We start from the raw sequence: 20,603 nt of genomic DNA on the forward strand, positions 1-20,603 counted from the left end.
TCAAATGAATGATATTTTACCTAGAGTAACTTGCCTTGTGGAAATTATTATGTGGGCAGGACGTCATGGGGCGTCGGCTGGTAGAATAAGGAACTTTCCCCATTTTTCCGAAGATTCTTTTCCTATGTCCGGCAATACTTTTGGCAAATTGTTTTCCGTAACTACGTTTGGTGAGTCGCACGGTCCTGCGATTGGTTGTGTGATCGATGGCTGCCCACCGGGACTACCTTTGTCGGAAGCGGATATCCAGCCGGAGCTGGACCGTCGCAAACCGGGCACATCGCGCCACGTGACCCAGCGCCAGGAATCGGATACGGTGGAGATCCTGTCCGGCGTGTACCAGGGTGTGACCACCGGCACGCCGATTGCGCTGCTGATCCGCAATGAAGACCAGCGCAGCAAGGACTACGGCAACATCGCCGAAAGTTTCCGCCCCGGTCATGCAGACTACACCTACTGGCATAAATACGGCGTCCGCGATCCGCGCGGCGGCGGCCGCTCGTCGGCGCGCCTGACCGCGCCGGTGGTGGGCGCGGCGGCGATCGCCAAGAAGTGGTTGTTCCAGCAGTACGGCACGGTGTTCAAGGGCTGCATGAGCCAGCTCGGCGACATCGTGGTGCCGTTCCAGGACTGGAGCCACGTGCCGGACAACCCGTTCTTCGCGGCCACCGGCGATGCCGCCGTGATCGCCGGCATGGAAAACTATATGGATGAGCTGCGCAAGGCCGGCGACTCGATCGGCGCCCGCATCGATGTGGTGGCGCAGAATATCCCGGTGGGCCTGGGTCAGCCGATCTACGACAAGCTCGACGCCGACATCGCCTACGCCATGATGGGCATCAACGCTGTCAAGGGCGTGGAAATCGGCGCCGGCTTCAAGTCGGTGGCGCAGAAGGGCACCGAGCACGGCGACCCGCTGACGCCGCAGGGCTTCGTCGGCAACAACGCCGGCGGCGTGCTGGGCGGTATTTCTACCGGCCAGGACATCACGGTGTCGATCGCCATCAAGCCGACCTCGTCGATCCGCAGCCCGCGGCCGTCGATCGACAAGGCCGGCAATCCGGTGTCGGTGGAAACCTTCGGCCGCCACGATCCGTGCGTCGGCATCCGCGCCACGCCGATCGCCGAGGCCATGCTGGCCCTGGTGCTGATCGACCACGCGCTGATGCATCGCGCCCAGTGCGGCGACGTCAAGGTGTCCACCCCCAACATCGAACTGTAAGTGCCGGCGCAGGCTTTCAGCTTCGCCTTATTCCTCTTCTGCTACTACGCGCACGCCGGCACCTGGAGCACCTACGCGACGCTGTACTTCGCCGACAAGGGCATGACGGTGGCGCAGATCGGCGTGCTGATGTCGATGATCCAGGTGCTGCGCATCGTCGGCCCCAATGTCTGGGGCTACGTCGCCGACCATTACGACCGCCGCGTGCTGGTGCTGCGCGTGGCCGGCTTCGCCGCGCTGGTGGGATTTTCGGGCTTCTTCTTCGGCAGCACCTTCGGCCACTTCATGCTGGCCATGGTCATCCTCAACCTGTTCACCAGCGGCCAGGCGCCGATCTGCGAAGCGTTGATGCTGTCCGAGATGAAGGGCGACCTGACCTACTATGGCCGTATCCGCATGTGGGGTTCGATCGGCTTCATCGTCTCTGTCACGCTGGCATCGCTCGCGCTGGAACACTACGGCATCATCACGCTGCCTTGGGTGGCGGCGGCGCTGCTGGTGGCGACCATCGCCGCCGCCTTCCGCCTGCGCGACGTGCCGCGCCGCGCGCACAAGGAAGCGCCGCCGGCCTTGCTGTCGCTGCTGCGCCGGCGCGAGGTGATCGCCTTTTTCGCCTCCACCGCGCTGATGGTGGCCGCGCATACCTCGCTCTACACCTTCTACTCGCTGTACCTGGAGCGCAGCGGCTACAGCAAGACCGTGATCGGCGCCATGTGGTCGCTGGGCGTGCTGGCCGAGGTGCTGCTGTTCTATTTCCAGGCGCCGCTGTTCCGGCGCTGGGGCGCGATGCGCATGATGTACCTGGCGCTGGGCGTGGCGGCGGCGCGCTTCCTGATGATCGGCTTCGGCTCGCACATCCTGTGGCTGCTGATCGCGGCGCAGCTGATGCACGCGCTGACCTTCGCGCTGCACCACTCCTCGTCCGTGATGTCGCTGCAGCGCTGGTTCTCCGGGCCGTTGCAGGCGCGCGGGCAGGCGCTGTACATGAGCATCTCCTACGGCATCGGCGGATCGCTGGGCGGCCTGTTTCTGGCGCAGTGGTGGGAGAGGGCGGGCGCCGAGTCGGTGTACTACGTGGCCTCGGCGCTGGTGCTGCTATCGGCGCTGGCCGCCATGATGTCGTTCCGCTGGCAGCAGCGCGATAGCCACTGATTCGTTTAGCGCGCTACCGCTTCCGGCACCACGCCGTGGCGCCGTTCCACCGCCCGCATGACCATGGCGCGCATGTCGTTCAGCAGCGCGAATTCGGTGGCGCTGAGCGAGATCGGCGGGAAGGAATCGTCCCAGTCGCCGTACAGGAAGCCGGCCGGCTGGCCGTTGGACGACAGCGGCAGGATCACGAAACTGCGCGCCTCGGACAGGGAATTCTTCCACCACAAAGGCAGCTTGGCGGCGAACTTGGCGTCGCGCGCGTTCTCGATGAAGATCACGCGGTCGCTGTTGAGCGCAGCGTGGAACACGTTCGGTTCGTAGGCGTCGTCGAAGGTCATCGACGGCAGCAGCTCGCGCGTGCCGTCGCCGAAGCTGATTTTGGCCGCGTACTGGCCGTCCTTGCGGTTGCGGACAAACGCCACGGCGCGAGAAAAGTCCAGGCCCTTGTACACCGTCTCCAGCGCGATCTGCACCATCTGGCCGGGACTGGCCGTATCGAGCACGTCGCGCATGTCGGCTAGGCCGCTGAGCAGGATCTTGTTGCCGGCGGCGCGCTGGCGCGTCTTGGCCAGCGCCTTGGCGCGGCGTTCGGCCGGGCGCGACAGCGGCGCGATGGTCAGGTCGTTGGCCGCCACCACCTTGGCCTGCTCGATGGCGTGCATCAGGTTGGGCGCGTCCACGCCCAGCATGCCGGCATAGCTTTCGGCCAGTTGCTTCACTTTTTCGGCGCCTTCGGCGTCGTCGTGCCACAGCGATTCGGCGCAGCTGGCGGCCATGGTGGACAGGCCGGCGATCCAGTCGGCGGGCGTGACTTCCGCGCCGGGTTCGGCTGGCGCCACGGTGCGCATGCCGTTCACCAGCGACGACGGCAAACCCCAGTGCAGGGCGGCCGCGTGGCCGATTTCTTCCAGGCTGAGGCCCAGCAGGTCCGGCGCGGCTTCCTCTTCCGAGCGCGAAGTCTGGGTCGCCAGGCGTTGCAGCTCGTGCCAGCGGTCCGGCATGTAAAAGGTCAGCATCATGCGGCCCAGCGTGTGCAGCATCGAGCACACCACGGCCTCTTCGCCGTGACGGCTTTCGGCGGTGTAGGCGATCTGCTGCGCCACGATCCCGGCCAGCACCGCTTTTTCCATTTCGATGTGGGCGATGTTGGTGTCGGTGGAAGTGGCGGCCAGCTCCTCGATCAGCTTCAGGCCGAGCGCCAGGTGGCCGATCGCTTCCGTGCCCAGCACCAGCACCGCTTTCGACACGGTGTTCACATGCTGGCCGAAGGCCGAGTACATGCCGCTATTGGCCAGCCGCAGGACTTTTTGCGTCAGCACGGGATCGGACAGCACCGTGCGGGTCATATTGAATTCCTGCTCATCCTCGCCGCGCATGGCGCCGAGGATGGCGGTGATGGCCTTGGCGAAGCCCGGCATGTCGCCGCGCCGGCGCGTGCAGTCGCCCAGATCCGCCAGGGTCTTGTTGCCGAGCGCCGTCGCGGCTTTGTAGCTGCCGATCATTGCGCCACCTGTCGCAACTCCGCCGGCACCATCTTGGCGTGGATGCTTTCCTTGAGCGCGGCCAGCGCCACGTTGGCGGCCATCGGCTTGCCGGTCAGGTAGCCCTGGATGTATTGGCAGCCGCGCTGGTCAAGGTATTGCAGTTGTTCTTCAGTCTCCACGCCTTCGGCCACCACCGACAGATTCAGGTGCTTGGCCAGGTCCAGCACGGCGTTGCAGATGGCGCCGTCCTTCTGCGAACCGGGCAGGTCGCGGATGAAGGTGCGGTCGATTTTCAGGACCGAGATCGGGAAGCGTTTGAGATAGGCGAGCGAGGAATAGCCGGTGCCGAAATCGTCGATGGCGATGCGGGCCTTACGTTCGGCCATTTTGGACAGGATGGACTCGGCATGCACCGGGTCGATCATCAGCGTGCCTTCTGTAATTTCTAAAACCAATTGCTCACCAAGTAGGCCGGAGAAAGCAATTGCATCGTCCAGCACATCCAGAAATTTATCGTTGCGGAATTGTCGCGGGCTGATATTAACAGACATGTACAAGCTGCGCTTGGCCACTTCTTCAAATTGTTTCAGCTGCACACAGGCCGCTTTCAGGGCCCAGGCGCCGAGCAGGTTAATCAGCCCGTTGGTCTCGGCGATGGGGATGAAGCGTGCCGGCGGCACCATGCCCAGCGTCGGGTGCTTCCAGCGCATCAGCGTCTCGAAGCCCTGGATTTCGCGCGTGGAGGCGTCGACGATGGGCTGGTAGTACAGCTGGAACTCGCCCTCGCGCACCGCCTGGAACATGGCGGCTTCCAGCGAAATGTCGTGCTGCGGCGGGCCGGATTGGGCGGGGCTGTAGACCACGGCGCGCGCCTTGCCGGTTTCCTTGGCGCGCGACATGGCGGCATCGGCCAGCGCCAGCAGGCGGATTTCGTCTTCCGCGTGCTCCGGATAGACGGCCACGCCGACCGAGGCGCCGACGTAAATCGTGTGGCTCTCGATTTCGAACGGCGACTGCAGGGTGGCGATCAGGCGGCCGGTGACCAGCTTGATCTGCGCTTCGGTAGCGGTACCAGGCAAGATCGCCACAAATTCGTCGCCGCCCACGCGCGCCAGGGTGTCGCTGTCGCGCAGGGTCTTGCGCAGGCGCTGGGCGGCCATGCGCAGCATGGCGTCGCCGATCGGATGGCCGAGGCCATCGTTGACTTTCTTGAAACCGTCCAGGCCCACCGTGGCGACCGAGAAGCCCTGGCCGGAGCGGCGCGCGTTGGCGATCACCATGCGGATACGGTCGGACAGCAGCAGGCGGTTGGGCAGTTCGGTCAGCGCGTCGTGCGTGGCCATGTGGCGCAGGCGCTCTTCGGTGGCATGCTGCACCGTCATGTCGCGGCCCACCACCAGCAGTTCCAGCGCGCCGTCGGCGTTGTCGTAGGCGGAGATGCGCAGTTCGTGCCAGATCTCGATGTCGGTAGTCTTGATGCGCGCTTCGAGCAGCTTGGTGCTGCGCGACTCGCTTACTTCGGTCAGCGCGGCCGCCAAAGCGGCCTGGTCGGTGTCCGCCACCAGCATGGCGATGGCGCTGCCGGCCAGCGGCGCGGCGGCGCCGATGCGGGCACTGGCGCGTCGGCTGGCGAACAACAGCTGGCCTGGGGGCGTGAGGCGAAAGACGACATCGCCAGCCTCTTCCATGAGGTTATCCAATTCATGACGCGGCTGGGATGAAACGCTGGTTGGCATCGCGAAAACTATTCTTTCAAATAAGCGAAACTATGCATGTAACAATTAAACTGGGTGAATCTTGCAAAAGCATAACGAAATGTATCACTGATGGGCGGCAAATTACATGAAAAAAGACAACATTACAGCGTCTTTTTGAGAAATCTCTTGAGATGTGGAAAAAAACCGCTTTTCAGAGGGGGGAGCTGCCTTTTTGATGGGCTTTATTGATAGCTGTTTGACAAAAATATCGGCTCTCGATGCACAGCGCATTGGCGAAATCCACGCGCAATCCTTCGACCATGGCGCACAGCACGGCCTCGGCCGCTGGTGCTGCACCGGCGGCGCGCTGGCGCAGCCGCGCTGGCGCGATTTGTAGCAACGCTCGCACAGGCGCTGCATCCATGCCGCCACCGGGCAGTTGGTAGTTTTTGGTCTCCCACGGCTGAACCGCGCCGACGCTGGTGTCGCGGACGACGTCCGCAAGTTCGGTTTCATCGGCCACGACTGCGTGCACCAACCCGGCTTGCAGCGCCTGCGCCGCGTTCAGTCGCGCGCCTTCGAGCAGCAACGGCATGGCGGCCTGGACGCCGGTCAGGCGCACGGTGCGGGCGATCTCGCCGGCCACCGGCGCCAGGCCCATGAGCACTTGCGGCAGGCTGAGATGCGTATCCGCCAGGGCGATGCGGCGGTGGCAGGCCAGTGCCAGGCCGAGGGCGTGGCCGCCGACGTCGCCGCGCAGCGTGGCGGTCACCGGCACGCCCATGCCTTCCAGCCGGCACAGCAGGGCGTTGTAAGACGCCAGCATGTGCATGCAGTCGGCCGCCTGCGCCGGCGTCAGCGCCATCAGGTGTTCCAGTTCGTGGCTGGGATCGGCGGCGTTGGCGTCGAAGCCGATCAGGATGGCGCCGAGGTCAGGGTGGCGTGACTCCAGCTGGTCGAGCAGGTCGTCCAGTTCGCGCTGGAATAGCCGGCTCAGCGGATTGATGCTGCGCGCCGCCAGCAGCACCGTGATGGTGTCGCCGTTGTGCTGGGTGGTGATCATGCCCGCACCCGTTCGATGATGGTGGCGATGCCCATGCCGCCGCCGACGCACATGGTGACCATGCCGCGCCGCAGCCCGCGCAGCTCCAGTTCATCGAGCAGGGTGCCGAGCAGCATGCAGCCGGTGGCGCCCAGCGGATGGCCGAGGGCGATGGCGCCGCCGTTGACGTTGACCTTGTCTTCCGGGATCGCCAGCTCGTGCATGAAGCGCAGCACCACGGAGGCGAAGGCTTCGTTCACTTCATACAGGTCGATGTCGCCGGCGCGCAGTCCCGCCAACTTGAGCGCCTTGCGGGCCGCCGGCGCCGGGCCGGTCAGCATGATGGTGGGCTCGCTGCCGGTGATGGCGGCGGCAACGATGCGCGCGCGCGGCGGCAGGCCGATGCGCGCGCCGGCCGCCTGGCTGCCGATCAAGGCCAGCGCGGCGCCGTCCACGATGCCGGAGGAATTGCCGGCGGTGTGCAGGTGCGCGATCTGTTGCAACTGTGGATATTTACGCAGCGCCAAGCTGTCGAAGCCCAGCTTGCCCATGGCGGCGAACGCCGGTTGCAGGCTTTCCAGCACCTCCATGGTGGTGGCGGGCTTGATGAATTCGTCTTCGTCCAGGATGGTCACGCCGTTCTGGTCGCGCACCGGCACGATGGAGCGGAAGCGGCCGGCAGCGCGCGCGGCGGCGGCCTTGTGCTGCGAGCGCAGCGCGAAGGCGTCCAGCTGTTCGCGCTGGTAGCCGTCGAGCGTGGCGATCAGGTCGGCGCCTATGCCTTGCGGCACGAAGTCGGTCTTGAGGCTGGTCTCGGGGTCCAAGGTCCAGGCGCCGCCGTCCGAGCCCATGGGCACGCGCGACATCGATTCGATGCCGCCGGCCACCACCAGCTCTTCCCAGCCGGAGCGCACCTTCTGCGCCGCCAGGTTGACCGCGTCCAGGCCGGAGGCGCAAAACCGGTTGAGCTGCACGCCCGCCACTTTCCAGTCCCAGCCGGCGGCCAGGGCGGCGATCTTGGCGATGTCCGCGCCTTGCTCGCCGATGGGCGTGACGCAGCCCAGCACCACGTCGTCGACCAGCCCGGTATCGAGCTGGTGGCGCTGCTGGAGTTCCTGCATCAGGCCGGTAAGCAGCGAGATCGGCTTGACGCTGTGCAGGCTGCCATCCTGTTTGCCCTTGCCGCGTGGGGTGCGGATGGCATCATAAATATAGGCGTCGGTCATGCGAACTCCGTTCTGATAAGCGTTTATGATAAAGGTGATTGTTCAAGAAAATCAAAAACAGCGGTTTGAACGGAGACAAGATGCAGCCATTCGATACCCACGAAGTGCGCAATACTGTTGCGCCGTTTGCCAATATCAATCTGTACGCGGCCGATCCGGCCTTGCGGGAAGCTCTGTTGCGCGAGGGCGCCGGCGACGCGGAGGCCTCGCTGCATGCACTGGGCGCCGAGCTGGGCAAGGCCGAAACGCTGGACCTGGCGCGCCTGGCCAACCGCCACACGCCCCGGCTCGACAACTACGACCGCGAAGGCCACCGCATTGACGAAGTGGAATTCCATCCCGCTTGGCACAGCCTGATGGCGCTGATGATCGGCCACGGCACGCATTCCTCGCCGTGGCAGTGCGGCCCTGGCGCGCAGGTGGCGCGGGCGGCGCGTTACCTGCTGTTTGGCCAGGTTGAAAATGGCGCGCAATGCCCGGTCACCATGACCTATGCCTCGGTGCCGGCGTTGAAGCAGGCGCCGCGCATCGCCGCCAAATGGCTGCCCAAGATCCTTTCCAACGAATACGACCCGCGCTCGCTGCCGATCGAGCAAAAGCGCGGCGCCATCATCGGCATGGGCATGACCGAGAAGCAGGGCGGTTCCGACGTGCGCGCCAACACCACCCGCGCCGATCCGCTGCCGCCGACCGAGGCGCGCACGCTGTTCGGCGAGGAGGGTGAGGACGTGTTTCGCATCGTCGGCCACAAATGGTTCTTCTCGGCGCCGCAAAGCGATGCGCACCTGATCCTGGCGCAGACCGACGACGCCGGCAGCGCCGGCCTGTCGTGCTTCTTCCTGCCGCGCTACCTGCCCAACGGCGAGCGCAATGCCATCCGCGTGCAGCGGCTCAAGGACAAACTGGGCAACCGCTCGAACGCCTCCTCGGAAGTGGAGTTCACCGGCGCCTACGGCTGGCTGATCGGCAAGCAGGGGCGCGGCATTCCCACCATCTTGGAGATGGGCGGCCACACCCGGCTCGACTGCGTGCTGGGCAGCGCCGGCACCATGCGCGCGGCGCTGACCCACGCATTGCACCATGCGCGCCGTCGCGTGGCCTTCGGCCGTCCGCTGGCCGAGCAGCCGCTGATGCAGAACGTGCTGGCCGACCTGGCGCTGGAGTCGGAAGCGGCCACCGTGCTGGCGATGCGCCTGGCGCGTTGCTTCGACGAATCCCACGACCCGGCCCAGGCCATGCTGGCGCGCATCCTGACGCCGGCCGGCAAGTACTGGGTCTGCAAGCGCGGCCCGGCCTTCGGCGCCGAGGCCATGGAAGTCATCGGCGGCAGCGGCTACGTCGAAGAGAGCCCGCTGGCGCGGCTGTACCGTGAGCTGCCGGTCAATTCGATCTGGGAAGGCTCGGGCAATGTGATGTGCCTGGACCTGCTGCGCGCCTTCGCCAAATCGCCGGAAGCGCGCGAGGCGCTGGCGACCGAACTGGCGCTGGCCGGCAATGCCGACGTGTTCTTCGTGGCCTACAAGACCACGCTGCTGGCCGATCTGGCGCAAGGGCAACTCGACGAATTCGGCGCCCGCGTGCTGGCCGAGCGGGTGGTGCTGGCGGTGCAGGCGGCGCTGCTGCTGCGCCACGCACCGCCTTTTGTGTCGTCGGCGTTCATGGCCTCGCGCCTCAAGCGCGAGCCGGGCGGCGCCTTCGGCCGCCTACCGCCGGGCGTGGACTGCGCGGCCATTTTGGACAGGGCTCTGGTAGAGCCGGCCTAGTATAATGAGGCAATCAATCGCCCAATCGCTAATAAGAGCACACTCAATGAAACAAGACCCGCGTTTTCCTAACCTCTTCATCACCGACCATCCGCTGATCCAGCACAAGCTGAGCCACATGCGCGCCAAGGATACGTCGACCCGTACCTTCCGCGACCTGCTCAAGGAAATCACGCTGCTGATGGGTTACGAAATCACCCGCGACCTGCCGCTGACCACCCGCACCATCGAAACGCCGCTGATGACCATCGACGCGCCGGTGATCGCCGGCCGCAAGCTGGCCATCGTGCCGATCCTGCGCGCCGGCATCGGCATGAGCGACGGCCTGCTCGACCTGGTGCCTTCGGCCCGCGTCGGCCACATCGGCGTGTTCCGCGATCCCGAGACCCACCAGCCGGTGGAATACCTGGTGCGCCTGCCGGACACCGTCGAACGCACCTTCATCCTGTGCGACCCGATGGTTGCCACCGGCAATTCGGCCGTGCACGCCGTCGACGTGCTGAAAAAGCGTGGCGTCACCGACGAGCAAATCATCTTCCTGGCGCTGGTGGCCGCGCCGGAAGGCATCGAAGTGTTCCAGAAAGCGCATCCGGGCGTGAAAATCTACTGCGCCTCGCTGGATTCGCACCTGAACGACCACGCCTACATCGTGCCGGGCCTGGGCGACGCCGGCGACCGCATCTTCGGCACCAAGTAATGGCAACCCCGGTCGATCCCGATTTCCGCGCGCGGCTGGCGGCGCTGAACGACAAGTTCGCCGCCACCGTGCCCGGCACGCTGGACAAGATCCGCGCCGCGCTCGATCGCTGCGTGGCGGACGAACATCCGTCGCCGGCGGCGCTGCACGAGCTGCACGAAGTGCTGCACGGTGTGGCGGGTTCGGCCGGCACTTTCGGCTTTGCCGTGTTCGGCCGCGAAGCGCGCCGCATCGAGCAGATGGTGCGCGCCGTGCTGGAGACGCAAACCGGCTGGGCTCCGGTCGTGCCTGAAGTCAAGAAGCTGCTGTTGTGGGCGAGCCGCAACGCCAAGGCCACCGAATACGATTAGCGCGCGCTTGATCTAGCTCAAAGCATGTATGATTTGTTTGTCTATAGTGACAAATACACCCGGTTCAACGAGTGATTACCAAAAAAAGCGACGCTTTGCATTTATTTTCATGAAAACGTGCTTTTCTCTCGTAATTGGGTATAATGCGGGATCGTTTAGATTCAAGAGTAGTACAGATTGTCTTTCTTGCCTCAAAAACGATATCACGGGCGCAAGCCCAAATTAACTGTGAAATAGGAATTGTAATGGCAACTGGTATCGTAAAATGGTTCAATGATTCGAAGGGTTTCGGCTTTATCACCCCTGACGAAGGCGGCGAAGATCTGTTCGCTCACTTCTCGGCGATTCAGTCGGCTGGCTTCAAGTCGCTGCAAGAGAACCAACGTGTTTCCTTCGAAGTAACCGCTGGCCCTAAAGGCAAGCAAGCTTCGAACATTCAGCCAATCTAATACGCTGGATCTAACGATCAAGAAATCCTCGGAATCCGAGGATTTTTTTTTGCCTGTACCTTTTAGACCTCTACCTTTAAATTTTCTTGCGCCAATAATCCGGCTGTGCATAGGTGTGACGCAGAAAATCGACAAACGCCCGCACCCTCAGCGGTAAATGGCGGCGCTGCGCAAACACCGCATAAATATCGCTGCCCGGCGCCGAATAACCGTCCAGCACGGTTTGTAATCTGCCTGCCGCAATCGCACTGCCCACTTCCCACATCGAACGCCACGCCAGCCCCTTGCCGGCCAGCGCCCACTCGTGCAGCACCTGGCCGTCGTTGCAGGCCATATTGCCGTTGACCTTCAGCACCACATTCTTGTCGTCCTCGCGGAAGGTCCAGCCGCGCTGGCTGCCTTCGCTGCTGATCGCCAGGCAGTTGTGCTTGGCCAGATCGGCCAGGGTTTCCGGTATGCCGTGGCGCTTCAGGTAGCCCGGCGAGCCGACCACCACGCGTTCATTGTCGGCCAGCTTGACGCTGACCAGGCTGGAATCGGACAGGCTGGCGATGCGGATCGCCACGTCGATGCCTTCGCCGACGATGTCGACCACGCGGTCGCTCATGTTCAGCGTGACCGTCACGTCGCGGTGCTCGGCCAGGAAAGAGGGCAGCAACGGCGCCACGTGCTGGCGTCCGAAGCCGGCCGGGGCCGAGATCATCAAGTGCCCTGTGGCGTGCGCGCTACGCTCGGACACCGCCGATTCCGCTTCTTCCAACTCCGCCAGGATGCGTTGGCAATCTTCCAGGAAGGCCGCGCCCTCATCGGTGAGGGCCAGCTTGCGCGTGGTGCGTTGCAGCAGCTTGACGCCCAGGCGGGCCTCCAGCGCATCGAGCCGGCGTCCTATCATCGCCGGGGCGATGCCCTCGGCGCGGGCTGCCGCCGACAGGCTGCCTTTGGCGACCACCTCAACGAAAGTGGAAATTTGTCTGAACTGCCCCATGAATACCTGTCTCCGTCACTTTTTACAAAAACGCATAGATGAAGTGATTTTTAGTCTTGTTTGCATAACTAACGATTGAATATACTTTAAAACACTGGCGCGTGTAACTGAGCCCACATACTAAAAACACTGCACTGCAACAAGCATATAATTAGCTGATTCGTTGACATTCTTTTACGGAGACCTCCCATGACGCAATCCACCATCACCCTGCCAGAAGGCATGCAAATCACTGGCGACATCAAGCCGGGCTACGAAACCATCCTGGTGCCCGAGGCACTGGCGCTGGTGGCCAAGCTGAGCCGCGAGTTCGAAGCACGCCGCCAACAACTGCTGGCCGTGCGCGTGGAGCGCGCCAAGCGCCTGGACGCCGGCGAACGCCCGGACTTCCTGGCCGACACCGCACACATCCGTAACGGCGACTGGAAAATAGCGCCGATTCCAAAGGCCCTGGAATGCCGTCGCGTGGAAATTACCGGCCCGGTCGAACGCAAGATGGTCCTCAATGCCCTGAACTCGGGCGCCGACAGCTACATGACCGACTTTGAAGATTCGAACTCGCCAAGCTGGGACAACCAGATCACCGGCCAGATCAACATGAAGGACGCGGTGCGCGGCACCATCGCCCTGGAGCAGAACGGCAAGTCGTACAAGCTGAACGACAAAGTCGCCACCCTGGTGGTGCGTCCGCGCGGCTGGCACCTCGATGAAAAACATGTGCTGGTGGACGGCAAGCGCGTCTCCGGCGGCATCTTCGACTTCGCGCTGTTCATGTTTCACAACGCCAAGGAACAGATCGCACGCGGCGCCGGCCCGTTCTTCTACCTGCCGAAAATGGAATCGCACCTGGAAGCGCGCCTGTGGAACGACATCTTCGTGATGACGCAGAACGAGCTGGGCCTGCCGCAGGGCACCATCAAGGCCACCGTGCTGATCGAGACCATTCTGGCCGCGTTCGAGATGGACGAAATCCTGTACGAACTGCGCGAACACAGCTCGGGCCTGAATGCCGGCCGCTGGGATTACATCTTCTCCTGCATCAAGAAATTCAAGCTGGATAAGGACTTCTGCCTGGCCGACCGCGCCAAGGTTACCATGACCGCGCCGTTCATGCGCTCGTATGCGCTGCTGCTGTTGAAGACCTGCCACAAGCGCAACGCACCGGCCATCGGTGGCATGGCCGCGCTGATTCCGATCAAGAACGATCCGGAGAAAAACGACATCGCCATGGGCGGCGTGCGCAACGACAAGGCGCGCGATGCCACCGACGGCTACGACGGCGGTTGGGTGGCGCACCCAGGGCTGGTGGAGCTGGCCATGGCCGAGTTCAAGAAGGTGTTGGGCGACAAGCCGAACCAGATCGACAAGCAGCGCCTGGACGTGGAAGTGCATGCCGAACAGTTGCTGGACTTCAAACCGGAAACGCCGATCACGGAAGCGGGCCTGCGCTACAACATCAACGTCGGCATCCACTATCTGGGCAGCTGGCTGAACGGCAACGGCTGCGTGCCGATCCACAACCTGATGGAAGATGCGGCCACGGCCGAGATCAGCCGCTCGCAAGTGTGGCAGTGGATCCGTTCGACCAAGGGCGTGCTGGACGACGGCCGCAAGGTCACCGCCGACATGGTGCGCGCGATGATTCCGGAAGAACTGGCGAAGGTCAAAGAGACCGCACCGGACGGCAACACGCCAGCCTATCCACGCGCGGCGCAGATCTTCGAAGAGATGTCGACCTCGGAATCGTTCGAAGAATTCCTGACGCTGCCGCTGTACGAAGAAATCTAAGGCATCGTCGCTCCCGCGCAAGCGGGAGCCCATGCTGACTATGGATTCCCGCGTCCGCGGGAGTCATTTCGCCCAGTGGGCGAAATGACGCGCGTTGCTAAAGCGGGCCGACGTGCGTTGTTAAAAGTCGTTCTTCCACAAACGCAGCGCGGTGAAGGTCGCCAACGGCGTATCGATGCGATCGAGACGCCCGGCTTGCACCAGCTGCTGCGCAATCGCCGGCTCGCGGTATCGCAGGAAGGGGTTGGTCGCCTTCTCCAGGCCGATGTTGCTGGGCACGGTGGGCACGTCGTGCTCGCGCTTGTCGGTCTCCACCTTCACCCGCTCCTGCAGCGCAACATTATCCGGCTCCACCACGCGCGCAAAGCGCAGGTTGGACAGCGTGTACTCGTGCGCGCAATACACCAGCGTATCGTCCGGCAGCGCGGCCAGCTTGCCGAGCGAGCTGATCATCTGCGCCGGCGTGCCTTCGAATAGGCGGCCGCAACCGCCGGCAAATAGCGTATCGCCGCAGAACAGCCAGGTCGGCGCATCGCCGCTCGCCTCGCGCACATAGGCGATGTGGCCCATGGTGTGGCCCGGCACATCAAGCACGCTCAGCTTCAGCGCCAGTCCCGGCACATCAATGGTCTTGCCTTCGCCGACCGGCAGCGTCACGGCGTCGATGGTCTCGTTGCGCGGGCCGAAAACGGGAACCTGATAATGCTGTAATAATTCAGGGACGCCGCCGATATGGTCAGCATGGTGATGGGTGAGTAAAATGGCGGTGAGCTTCAGGCCATGTTCTTTCAGTGCCGCCAGAATGGGTTTGGCGTCGCCGGGGTCGACTACTGCGGCATGTGTGCCATCATGTATCAACCACAGGTAGTTGTCGCGGAATGCCGGTACCGTTAAAACAGTGAGAGCTTGAGTAGAAGATATGGTCATTGGATCGCTAAAGGCTAAGCATGGATAAGGCGGGATCAGAGAAATCCATTATAGCGCTGGAAGGCTGGCTGCAAACGCCCGCAGGTGTGTACATGCGTGCGTGGGAACAAAGCTGTCTCGATAATTTAACAGCCGATATCTTCGGCTACAACGCCGTGCAGATCGGCATGCCTGAAATTGATGCACTGGCCGCCAGCCGCATGCCGTACAAGCTGCTGGCCGACCGCAAGACACGCGCCGTGCGCGACAACCTGCGCGCCGTCAACGTCACGCTCGACTACACCGAATTGCCGTTCGCCTCGCAAAGCGTGGACCTCATCGTGCTGCCGCACGTGCTGGAATTTTCCACCGATCCGCACCAGGTGCTGCGCGAAGTCGAACGCGTGCTGATACCGGAAGGGCAGGTCGTCATCTGTGGCTTCAACCCGGCCAGCCTGTGGGGCGCGCGCCATGTGCTGCGGCGCGTCGGCGGCACCTCTTTCCTGCCGCGAACGGAGGAGCTGATTTCCATGCCGCGCATGAAAGACTGGTTAAAATTGCTGAACATGAGCGCCAGCCAGAGCCACTTCGGCTGCTACGCGCCGGCCTGTCGCACAGAAAAATGGCTGCAACGCTACACCTTCATGGATAATGCCGGGTCGCGCTGGTGGCCGTACTTCGGCGGCGTGTACATCATACAAGCAGTCAAGCGCGTGAAAGGCATGCGCTTGATCGGTCCGGCATGGACCAAAAAAACGGCCAACGCCCAGGTGGGCGTGCCGGTAACAAACAAACAACGGGAACAGCAGGATGGATAAGGTTGAAATTTTTACCGACGGCGCATGCAAGGGCAATCCGGGCCTGGGCGGTTGGGGCGCATTGCTGGTGGCCGAGGGCGCCGAGAAGGAAATCTGCGGCGGCGCGCGCGATACCACCAACAACCGCATGGAATTGCAGGCGGTGATCGAGGCGCTGACCGTGCTCAAGCGTCCGTGCACGGTGGTGCTGCACACCGACAGCCAGTATGTTCAAAAAGGCATCAGTGAGTGGATCCACGGCTGGAAAGCGCGCGGCTGGAAAACCGCCAGCAAAGAGCCGGTCAAGAACGAAGACTTGTGGAAGGCGCTCGACGCCGCGCAGCAAATGCACACGGTCGAATGGCGCTGGGTGCGCGGCCACAATGGTCATCCTGGCAACGAACGCGCCGACATGTTGGCCAATCGCGGCGTGGAAGTGGCGCGCGCCCGCTGATATACTGCTCGCTGAAATTAATAACGGAACACTATGCGCCAAATCGTACTCGATACTGAAACCACCGGTATCAACCCCAAGCTGGGCAACCGCATCCTGGAAATCGGCTGCGTGGAGCTGTTCGAGCGCAAGCTGACCGGCAACAACCTGCACTTCTACATCAATCCGGAGCGCGAATCGGAAGAGGGCGCGCTGAACGTCCACGGCCTGACCACCGAGTTCCTGAGCGACAAGCCCAAGTTCCGCGAAGTCGTCGAACAGCTGCGCGAATACATCCAGGGCGCCGAAGTCATCATCCACAATGCGCCGTTTGACTTGGGCTTTTTGAATCACGAGTTCAAGCTGCTGAACCTGCCGGATTTCAGCAGCCACATCGGCGGCGTGATCGACACGCTGGTGCAGGCCAAGGAACTCCATCCAGGCAAGCGCAACTCGCTGGACGCGCTGTGCGACCGCTACGGCATCTCCAACTCGCACCGCAAGCTGCACGGCGCGCTGCTGGATGCGGAACTGCTGGCCGACGTCTACCTGGCCATGACGCGCGGGCAGAACAGCCTGGGCATGGACGTGGAAGAGGAAGTGGTCAACATCGGCGAACTGCTGGCGCCGGTGGCCATGGCCGAGATCATCTTCGTGCCGGCTTCGGAAGCCGAGCTGGCCGAACACGCCGCCACGCTGGCCGGCCTGGACAAGGCGGTGAAGGGCCAGTGCATCTGGACCGCATCGCTGAATCCGCCAGCGCCACCGGCAGCGGCATAAAGCTCAGTCTATCGCCGACTCGATAATGGTCGTCAACAGCTTGCCGTAGTAGGCGATCTTTTCCAGCGTCACATAAGCGTAGCCCACCAGCAGTCCGCGCCGCACCGGCGTGGACTGGTAGTAGGTCGACAGCGCGTTGACACGGATGCCCGAACCGGCGGCCAGCTTGCTCAGCGCCACATCGTCCACATAGTCGGGCAATTCCAACACCAGGTGCAGCCCCGATTCTTCGCTGGAAATCGTCACCTTGGCGCTGACCCGTGCACTCATGTGCCGGGACAGCGTGCGGTGCAAGGCTTCGCGCCGCGAGCCATAAATCTGGCGGATTTTGCGCAGATGGGTGGCGAAATGGCCTTGCGAGATAAACTCGGCCAGCGCCGCCTGCACCATCAACTGTCCCGGGCGGTGTAAATCGTATAAAGCGTTCTTGAACGGCGTCACCAGTGCCGGCGGCAGCACCAGGTAGCCGATCTTGATGCCAGGGTAGAGCACCTTGGAAAACGTCCCCATGTAGACCACGCGGTTGTCGCTGTCGAGCCCCTGCAGCGCCGCCAGCGGGCGACCGGTGTAGCGGAATTCGCTGTCGTAATCGTCTTCCAATATCCAGGCTTGCTGTCGCGCTGCGAATTCCAGCAGCTCCAGTCGTCGCGCCAGGCTCATCACCGCGCCGGTCGGGTACTGGTGCGACGGCGTCACGTAGATCAGTCGCGGCGACGGCGTGGTTTCATCGGCCGGCGGCGCTAGGCCGTCCTTGTCCACCGCCACCGGCCGCAAGGCCAGGCCGGACGCTTCAAACACCCGGCGCGCGGCCCAGTAGCCGGGATCCTCCACCCACACCGTATCCCCCACATCCGCCAGCATGTGCGCGCACAGATCCAGCGACTGCTGGGTTCCCGCCGTCACGACCACCTGTTCCATGGTCACCTTCACCGAGCGCGACAAACGCAGGTAAGCGGTGATCGCCTGTCGCAGCGGCAGGTAGCCGCCCGTATCGCCGTAATCAAGCAGCTCGGAATGCATGTCGCGCCAGACGCGGTTTTGCAGGCTTTGCCACAGCTTGGTGGGAAAGCCGGAAAAATCCGCCTCGCCAGGCGCGAACGGTTCGATCTCGAAACGCGGGCCGGCCGCTACCGCGCTGACCGCTTCACCGCGCCGCGATACCGGCGGCGACGGCACGGCAGCCTCCTTGGTCGCGGCGGAAGCCTGATGACTCATCAATTCCCGCAGATCGGCCACATACGTGCCGCTGCCGCGCGAGCTGGTGACAAAGCCTTCGGCGGTCAGCTGTTCGTAGGCGGCAATCACCGTGTTGCGCGCCACCGACAAATTTTTTCCCAGATCGCGGCTGGAGGGCAGCTTGCTGCCGGGCGCCAGCTGCTGTTTATGGATGGCCTCCTTGGCCGCTTCATACAGCCGGCGCTGGTCTGGCAGGCGCGGATGAAAGTCATGCTGGCTCAGATAGCCAGCGAGCAAATCAGAAACGGGAGATAAATTTTCCAAGTGGTTCCTCAAAAAACAGAAAAGTGGAACTATTCATAAGCCAAATTAGCTTATATGCTCTTTGTCATGCAGCGGTAATAATCAATTTTACCTCTTATGCCCAGACTGGTGCGTGCAGTGCACCATTTTGGAGTGGAAAAATAATGCACCAAAGTGGCTCCAAAAGAATAGGCTAATTATACCAATGTCTAAACCAACTGTAATTCTTCCGGCTTGCTCGCAAAAGATTGGCCATCATCTGCAACATACGGTCCAGTTTAAATATGTGGCGGCGGTGGTCAATGGCGCCGACTGCGCGCCGCTGATCCTGCCGGCCATCGGCGCCGCGACGGATTACTCGGCCGTGCTCTCCGCCTGCCACGGCATCCTGCTGACCGGCTCGCCATCGAATGTGCATCCAAGCCATTACGGCCAGCAGGTGCTGGATGACAGCCTGCCGCAGGACGCCGCCCGCGACGCCACCATCTTTCCGCTGATCCGCAAGGCGCTGGCGCGCGGCCTGCCTTTGCTGGCGATCTGCCGTGGCTTCCAGGAATTGAATGTTGCGCTCGGCGGCAGCCTGCATCAGGCGGTGCACGCCGTGCCGGGCATGACGGACCATCGGGAAGACAAGGCAGCCAGCCTGGAGCAGCAATATGCCGCCGCCCATCCTGTGCGTGTGGCGGCGGACGGCAGGCTGGCACAGATCCTGGGCAGCAACCACGACCTGCCAGTCAATTCCCTGCACGGCCAAGGCGTGGACCAGTTGGCGCCGGGACTGGCGGTCGAAGCGACGGCGCCCGACGGACTGGTGGAAGCCTACTCGGTGCGCAACGCGCCCGGCTTCACCCTGGCCGTGCAATGGCATCCGGAATGGCGCATCAGCGAGAACCCGGCCTCGCTGCGCATCTTCCAGGCCTTCGGCGACGCGTGCCGCGCCTACCAACACCTCAGCATCAATCAAGAAAGCTAATTATGGCAATACGCGAGAACTTTACTTACACCGACATGGACGTGTGGCTGAACGATAAGCGCGTCACGGAAATCGAGTGTCTGGTGCCCGACCTGACCGGCGTGGCCCGCGGCAAGATCCTGCCGCGCGGTAAATTCACGCAGGAGCGCGGCATGCGCATCCCGGAGGCCGTGCTCGGCATGACCGTCACCGGCAATTATCCGACCGAGGATGGCGGCTACGACCGCGCCATCTCCAGCACCGATCGCGACATGATACTGAAAGCCGACCCGACCACCATCACCATGGTGCCGTGGGCCAGCGATCCGACTGCGCAAGTGATCCACGACTGCTATTTTTCCGATGGCCGCCTGGTCGATTTCGCACCGCGTTCGGTGTTGCGCCGGGTGCTCAAGCTGTATCAGGACAAGGGCTGGAAGCCGGTGGTGGCGCCGGAACTGGAATTCTATCTGACTGCCAAGAACGTCGATCCGGACCTGCCTTTGCGCCCGCCGGTGGGCCGCAGCGGCCGTGCCGAAACCAGCCGCCAGGTTTACAGCATCGACGCGGTGAACGAATTCGATCCACTGTTCGAGGACATCTACGATTACTGCGAATTGATGAATCTCGACGTGGACACGCTGATCCACGAAATCGGCGCCGGCCAGATGGAAATCAACTTCCTGCACGGCGATCCGCTGGGTCTGGCCGATAAAGTGTTCTTCTTCAAGCGCACGCTGCGCGAGGCCGCGCTCAAGCACGATATGTACGCCACCTTCATGGCCAAGCCGATGGCGGGCGAGCCGGGTTCGGCCATGCACGTGCACCAAAGCGTGGTCGATGCCAAGACCGGCAAGAACATCTTCAGCAACGCCGATGGCTCGGCCGCATCCATCTTCAAGCACTACATCGGCGGCCTGCAGCGCTACATGCCGTCGGCGATGGCGATCGTGGCGCCGTATGTGAACTCGTATCGCCGCATCGTGCGCCACACGGCGGCGCCGATCAACATTCAGTGGGGCATGGACAATCGCACCGTCGGCTTCCGTGTGCCGGAATCCGGTGTGCAGGACCGCCGCGTCGAGAACCGCATCATCGGCGCCGATGCTAATCCTTATCTGGCCCTGGCGGTCACGCTGGCCTGCGGCTACCTGGGCATGGTCGAGGCATTGGAGCCGTCGCCGATGACCACCGGCAGCGCCTACGACCTGAAATTCGAACTGCCGCAAGGCCTGCCGGAAGCGCTGAAAGTGCTGCGCGGCGAGGACAAATTGCGCGCTGTGCTGGGCGACCGCTTCATTGACGTCTACTCCGCCATCAAGGATCTGGAGCATCAGGAGTTCATGACCGTCATCAGTCCGTGGGAGCGCGAGCACCTGCTGCTGCACGTTTAAGGAGACC

19 protein-coding genes are annotated in these 20,603 nt (G+C 63.0%); 12 read left to right on the forward strand and 7 right to left on the reverse strand.

Features of this window, described 5'->3' with window-relative positions; all coding sequences use genetic code 11:
• The first annotated feature begins 124 nt into the window (after window positions 1–124).
• Window positions 125–1,222 (forward strand): chorismate synthase, encoded by a 1,098-nt coding sequence (gene aroC, locus ACXZ1M_RS26815; protein ID WP_459050645.1) that lies wholly within the window; start codon window positions 125–127, stop codon window positions 1,220–1,222.
• Window positions 1,223–2,374, forward strand: a complete 1,152-nt coding sequence (locus tag ACXZ1M_RS26820) for an MFS transporter (protein WP_459050646.1) — start codon at window positions 1,223–1,225, stop codon at window positions 2,372–2,374.
• A 5-nt stretch (window positions 2,375–2,379) separates the two neighbouring features.
• Here ACXZ1M_RS26820 and ACXZ1M_RS26825 read toward each other — a convergent pair whose 3' ends face one another.
• The 4 genes from ACXZ1M_RS26825 to ACXZ1M_RS26840 all read right to left on the reverse strand — a co-directional run bounded on the left by ACXZ1M_RS26825 (window position 2,380) and on the right by ACXZ1M_RS26840 (window position 7,823).
• Entirely contained in the window at window positions 2,380–3,876 is a 1,497-nt protein-coding gene (locus ACXZ1M_RS26825) for an HDOD domain-containing protein (RefSeq protein ID WP_459050647.1), read from the reverse strand.
• Window positions 3,873–5,546 carry a putative bifunctional diguanylate cyclase/phosphodiesterase gene (locus ACXZ1M_RS26830; RefSeq protein WP_459050648.1) on the reverse strand — a complete coding sequence of 558 codons (1,674 nt, stop codon included), beginning with the start codon at window positions 5,544–5,546 and terminating at the stop codon, window positions 3,873–3,875. The genes ACXZ1M_RS26825 and ACXZ1M_RS26830 overlap by 4 nt, the downstream gene beginning before the upstream one ends.
• Before the next feature lie 220 nt (window positions 5,547–5,766).
• Window positions 5,767–6,618, reverse strand: coding sequence for an enoyl-CoA hydratase/isomerase family protein (locus ACXZ1M_RS26835; RefSeq protein ID WP_459050649.1), 852 nt, complete (start codon window positions 6,616–6,618; stop codon window positions 5,767–5,769).
• Window positions 6,615–7,823 (reverse strand): acetyl-CoA C-acetyltransferase, encoded by a 1,209-nt coding sequence (locus ACXZ1M_RS26840; RefSeq protein WP_459050650.1) that lies wholly within the window; start codon window positions 7,821–7,823, stop codon window positions 6,615–6,617. Before ACXZ1M_RS26840 ends, ACXZ1M_RS26835 begins: the two co-directional genes overlap by 4 nt.
• An 80-nt stretch (window positions 7,824–7,903) precedes the next feature.
• On the opposite strand from ACXZ1M_RS26840, the gene ACXZ1M_RS26845 reads away from it, so the two are divergent.
• From ACXZ1M_RS26845 to ACXZ1M_RS26860, 4 genes are all read left to right on the forward strand, one after another.
• Window positions 7,904–9,586, forward strand: a complete 1,683-nt coding sequence (locus ACXZ1M_RS26845) for an isovaleryl-CoA dehydrogenase (RefSeq protein ID WP_459050651.1) — start codon at window positions 7,904–7,906, stop codon at window positions 9,584–9,586.
• 46 nt (window positions 9,587–9,632) lie between these two features.
• On the forward strand, window positions 9,633–10,283 hold the full coding sequence (gene upp / locus ACXZ1M_RS26850) for a uracil phosphoribosyltransferase (protein WP_445230963.1): 651 nt from the start codon (window positions 9,633–9,635) through the stop codon (window positions 10,281–10,283).
• A complete protein-coding gene (locus ACXZ1M_RS26855) occupies window positions 10,283–10,633 on the forward strand; it encodes an Hpt domain-containing protein (RefSeq protein WP_459050652.1) in 351 nt (116 codons plus the stop codon). The genes upp and ACXZ1M_RS26855 overlap by 1 nt, the downstream gene beginning before the upstream one ends.
• Before the next feature lie 245 nt (window positions 10,634–10,878).
• On the forward strand, window positions 10,879–11,082 hold the full coding sequence (locus ACXZ1M_RS26860) for a cold-shock protein (protein ID WP_020703630.1): 204 nt from the start codon (window positions 10,879–10,881) through the stop codon (window positions 11,080–11,082).
• Window positions 11,083–11,158: 76 nt separating this feature from the next.
• On the opposite strand, the gene ACXZ1M_RS26865 is transcribed toward ACXZ1M_RS26860, so the two are convergent.
• Window positions 11,159–12,067 (reverse strand): LysR family transcriptional regulator, encoded by a 909-nt coding sequence (locus ACXZ1M_RS26865; protein WP_459050653.1) that lies wholly within the window; start codon window positions 12,065–12,067, stop codon window positions 11,159–11,161.
• Window positions 12,068–12,256: 189 nt separating this feature from the next.
• Here ACXZ1M_RS26865 and aceB point away from each other — a divergent pair, with 189 nt between their 5' ends.
• Window positions 12,257–13,855: a malate synthase A gene (gene aceB, locus ACXZ1M_RS26870; protein WP_459050654.1), complete on the forward strand. Its 1,599-nt coding sequence runs from the start codon at window positions 12,257–12,259 to the stop codon at window positions 13,853–13,855.
• 120 nt (window positions 13,856–13,975) lie between these two features.
• Here the strand turns inward: aceB and gloB are convergent, their stop codons facing one another.
• On the reverse strand, window positions 13,976–14,782 hold the full coding sequence (gene gloB, locus ACXZ1M_RS26875) for a hydroxyacylglutathione hydrolase (RefSeq protein WP_459050655.1): 807 nt from the start codon (window positions 14,780–14,782) through the stop codon (window positions 13,976–13,978).
• A gap of 20 nt (window positions 14,783–14,802) precedes the next feature.
• On the opposite strand from gloB, the gene ACXZ1M_RS26880 reads away from it, so the two are divergent.
• From ACXZ1M_RS26880 to dnaQ, 3 genes are read left to right on the forward strand one after another with little or no spacing between them, the layout of a single operon-like run.
• Window positions 14,803–15,579, forward strand: coding sequence for a class I SAM-dependent methyltransferase (locus ACXZ1M_RS26880; protein WP_373986742.1), 777 nt, complete (start codon window positions 14,803–14,805; stop codon window positions 15,577–15,579).
• Complete coding sequence (rnhA, locus tag ACXZ1M_RS26885; RefSeq protein WP_373986743.1) at window positions 15,572–16,012, forward strand: ribonuclease HI; 441 nt, start codon at window positions 15,572–15,574, stop codon at window positions 16,010–16,012. Before ACXZ1M_RS26880 ends, rnhA begins: the two co-directional genes overlap by 8 nt.
• A gap of 33 nt (window positions 16,013–16,045) precedes the next feature.
• Complete coding sequence (gene dnaQ / locus ACXZ1M_RS26890) at window positions 16,046–16,771, forward strand: DNA polymerase III subunit epsilon (RefSeq protein WP_459050656.1); 726 nt, start codon at window positions 16,046–16,048, stop codon at window positions 16,769–16,771.
• 3 nt (window positions 16,772–16,774) lie between these two features.
• On the opposite strand, the gene pdxR is transcribed toward dnaQ, so the two are convergent.
• Entirely contained in the window at window positions 16,775–18,271 is a 1,497-nt protein-coding gene (pdxR, locus tag ACXZ1M_RS26895; protein ID WP_459050657.1) for a MocR-like pyridoxine biosynthesis transcription factor PdxR, read from the reverse strand.
• 184 nt (window positions 18,272–18,455) lie between these two features.
• Here pdxR and ACXZ1M_RS26900 point away from each other — a divergent pair, with 184 nt between their 5' ends.
• Complete coding sequence (locus ACXZ1M_RS26900) at window positions 18,456–19,223, forward strand: gamma-glutamyl-gamma-aminobutyrate hydrolase family protein (RefSeq protein ID WP_459050658.1); 768 nt, start codon at window positions 18,456–18,458, stop codon at window positions 19,221–19,223.
• Window positions 19,224–19,225: 2 nt separating this feature from the next.
• On the forward strand, window positions 19,226–20,596 hold the full coding sequence (locus ACXZ1M_RS26905; RefSeq protein WP_459050659.1) for a glutamine synthetase family protein: 1,371 nt from the start codon (window positions 19,226–19,228) through the stop codon (window positions 20,594–20,596).
• The last annotated feature ends 7 nt before the right edge of the window (window positions 20,597–20,603 follow it).

Source organism: Duganella paludis (assembly GCF_054461335.1).

Bases quoted from the DNA above. Each gene is read 5' to 3' on its own strand.
- ACXZ1M_RS26845 (WP_459050651.1), top strand. From the start codon at position 7,904: ATGCAGCCATTCGATACCCACGAAGTGCGCAATACTGTTGCGCCGTTT.
- rnhA (WP_373986743.1), top strand. From the start codon at position 15,572: ATGGATAAGGTTGAAATTTTTACCGACGGCGCATGCAAGGGCAATCCG.
- aceB (WP_459050654.1), top strand. From the start codon at position 12,257: ATGACGCAATCCACCATCACCCTGCCAGAAGGCATGCAAATCACTGGC.
- ACXZ1M_RS26835 (WP_459050649.1), bottom strand. From the start codon at position 6,618: ATGATCACCACCCAGCACAACGGCGACACCATCACGGTGCTGCTGGCG.
- ACXZ1M_RS26855 (WP_459050652.1), top strand. From the start codon at position 10,283: ATGGCAACCCCGGTCGATCCCGATTTCCGCGCGCGGCTGGCGGCGCTG.
- ACXZ1M_RS26825 (WP_459050647.1), bottom strand. From the start codon at position 3,876: ATGATCGGCAGCTACAAAGCCGCGACGGCGCTCGGCAACAAGACCCTG.
- aroC (WP_459050645.1), top strand. From the start codon at position 125: ATGTCCGGCAATACTTTTGGCAAATTGTTTTCCGTAACTACGTTTGGT.
- ACXZ1M_RS26905 (WP_459050659.1), top strand. From the start codon at position 19,226: ATGGCAATACGCGAGAACTTTACTTACACCGACATGGACGTGTGGCTG.
- dnaQ (WP_459050656.1), top strand. From the start codon at position 16,046: ATGCGCCAAATCGTACTCGATACTGAAACCACCGGTATCAACCCCAAG.
- ACXZ1M_RS26900 (WP_459050658.1), top strand. From the start codon at position 18,456: ATGTCTAAACCAACTGTAATTCTTCCGGCTTGCTCGCAAAAGATTGGC.
- ACXZ1M_RS26860 (WP_020703630.1), top strand. From the start codon at position 10,879: ATGGCAACTGGTATCGTAAAATGGTTCAATGATTCGAAGGGTTTCGGC.
- ACXZ1M_RS26880 (WP_373986742.1), top strand. From the start codon at position 14,803: ATGGATAAGGCGGGATCAGAGAAATCCATTATAGCGCTGGAAGGCTGG.
- ACXZ1M_RS26830 (WP_459050648.1), bottom strand. From the start codon at position 5,546: ATGGAAGAGGCTGGCGATGTCGTCTTTCGCCTCACGCCCCCAGGCCAG.
- gloB (WP_459050655.1), bottom strand. From the start codon at position 14,782: ATGACCATATCTTCTACTCAAGCTCTCACTGTTTTAACGGTACCGGCA.
- ACXZ1M_RS26865 (WP_459050653.1), bottom strand. From the start codon at position 12,067: ATGGGGCAGTTCAGACAAATTTCCACTTTCGTTGAGGTGGTCGCCAAA.
- upp (WP_445230963.1), top strand. From the start codon at position 9,633: ATGAAACAAGACCCGCGTTTTCCTAACCTCTTCATCACCGACCATCCG.
- ACXZ1M_RS26840 (WP_459050650.1), bottom strand. From the start codon at position 7,823: ATGACCGACGCCTATATTTATGATGCCATCCGCACCCCACGCGGCAAG.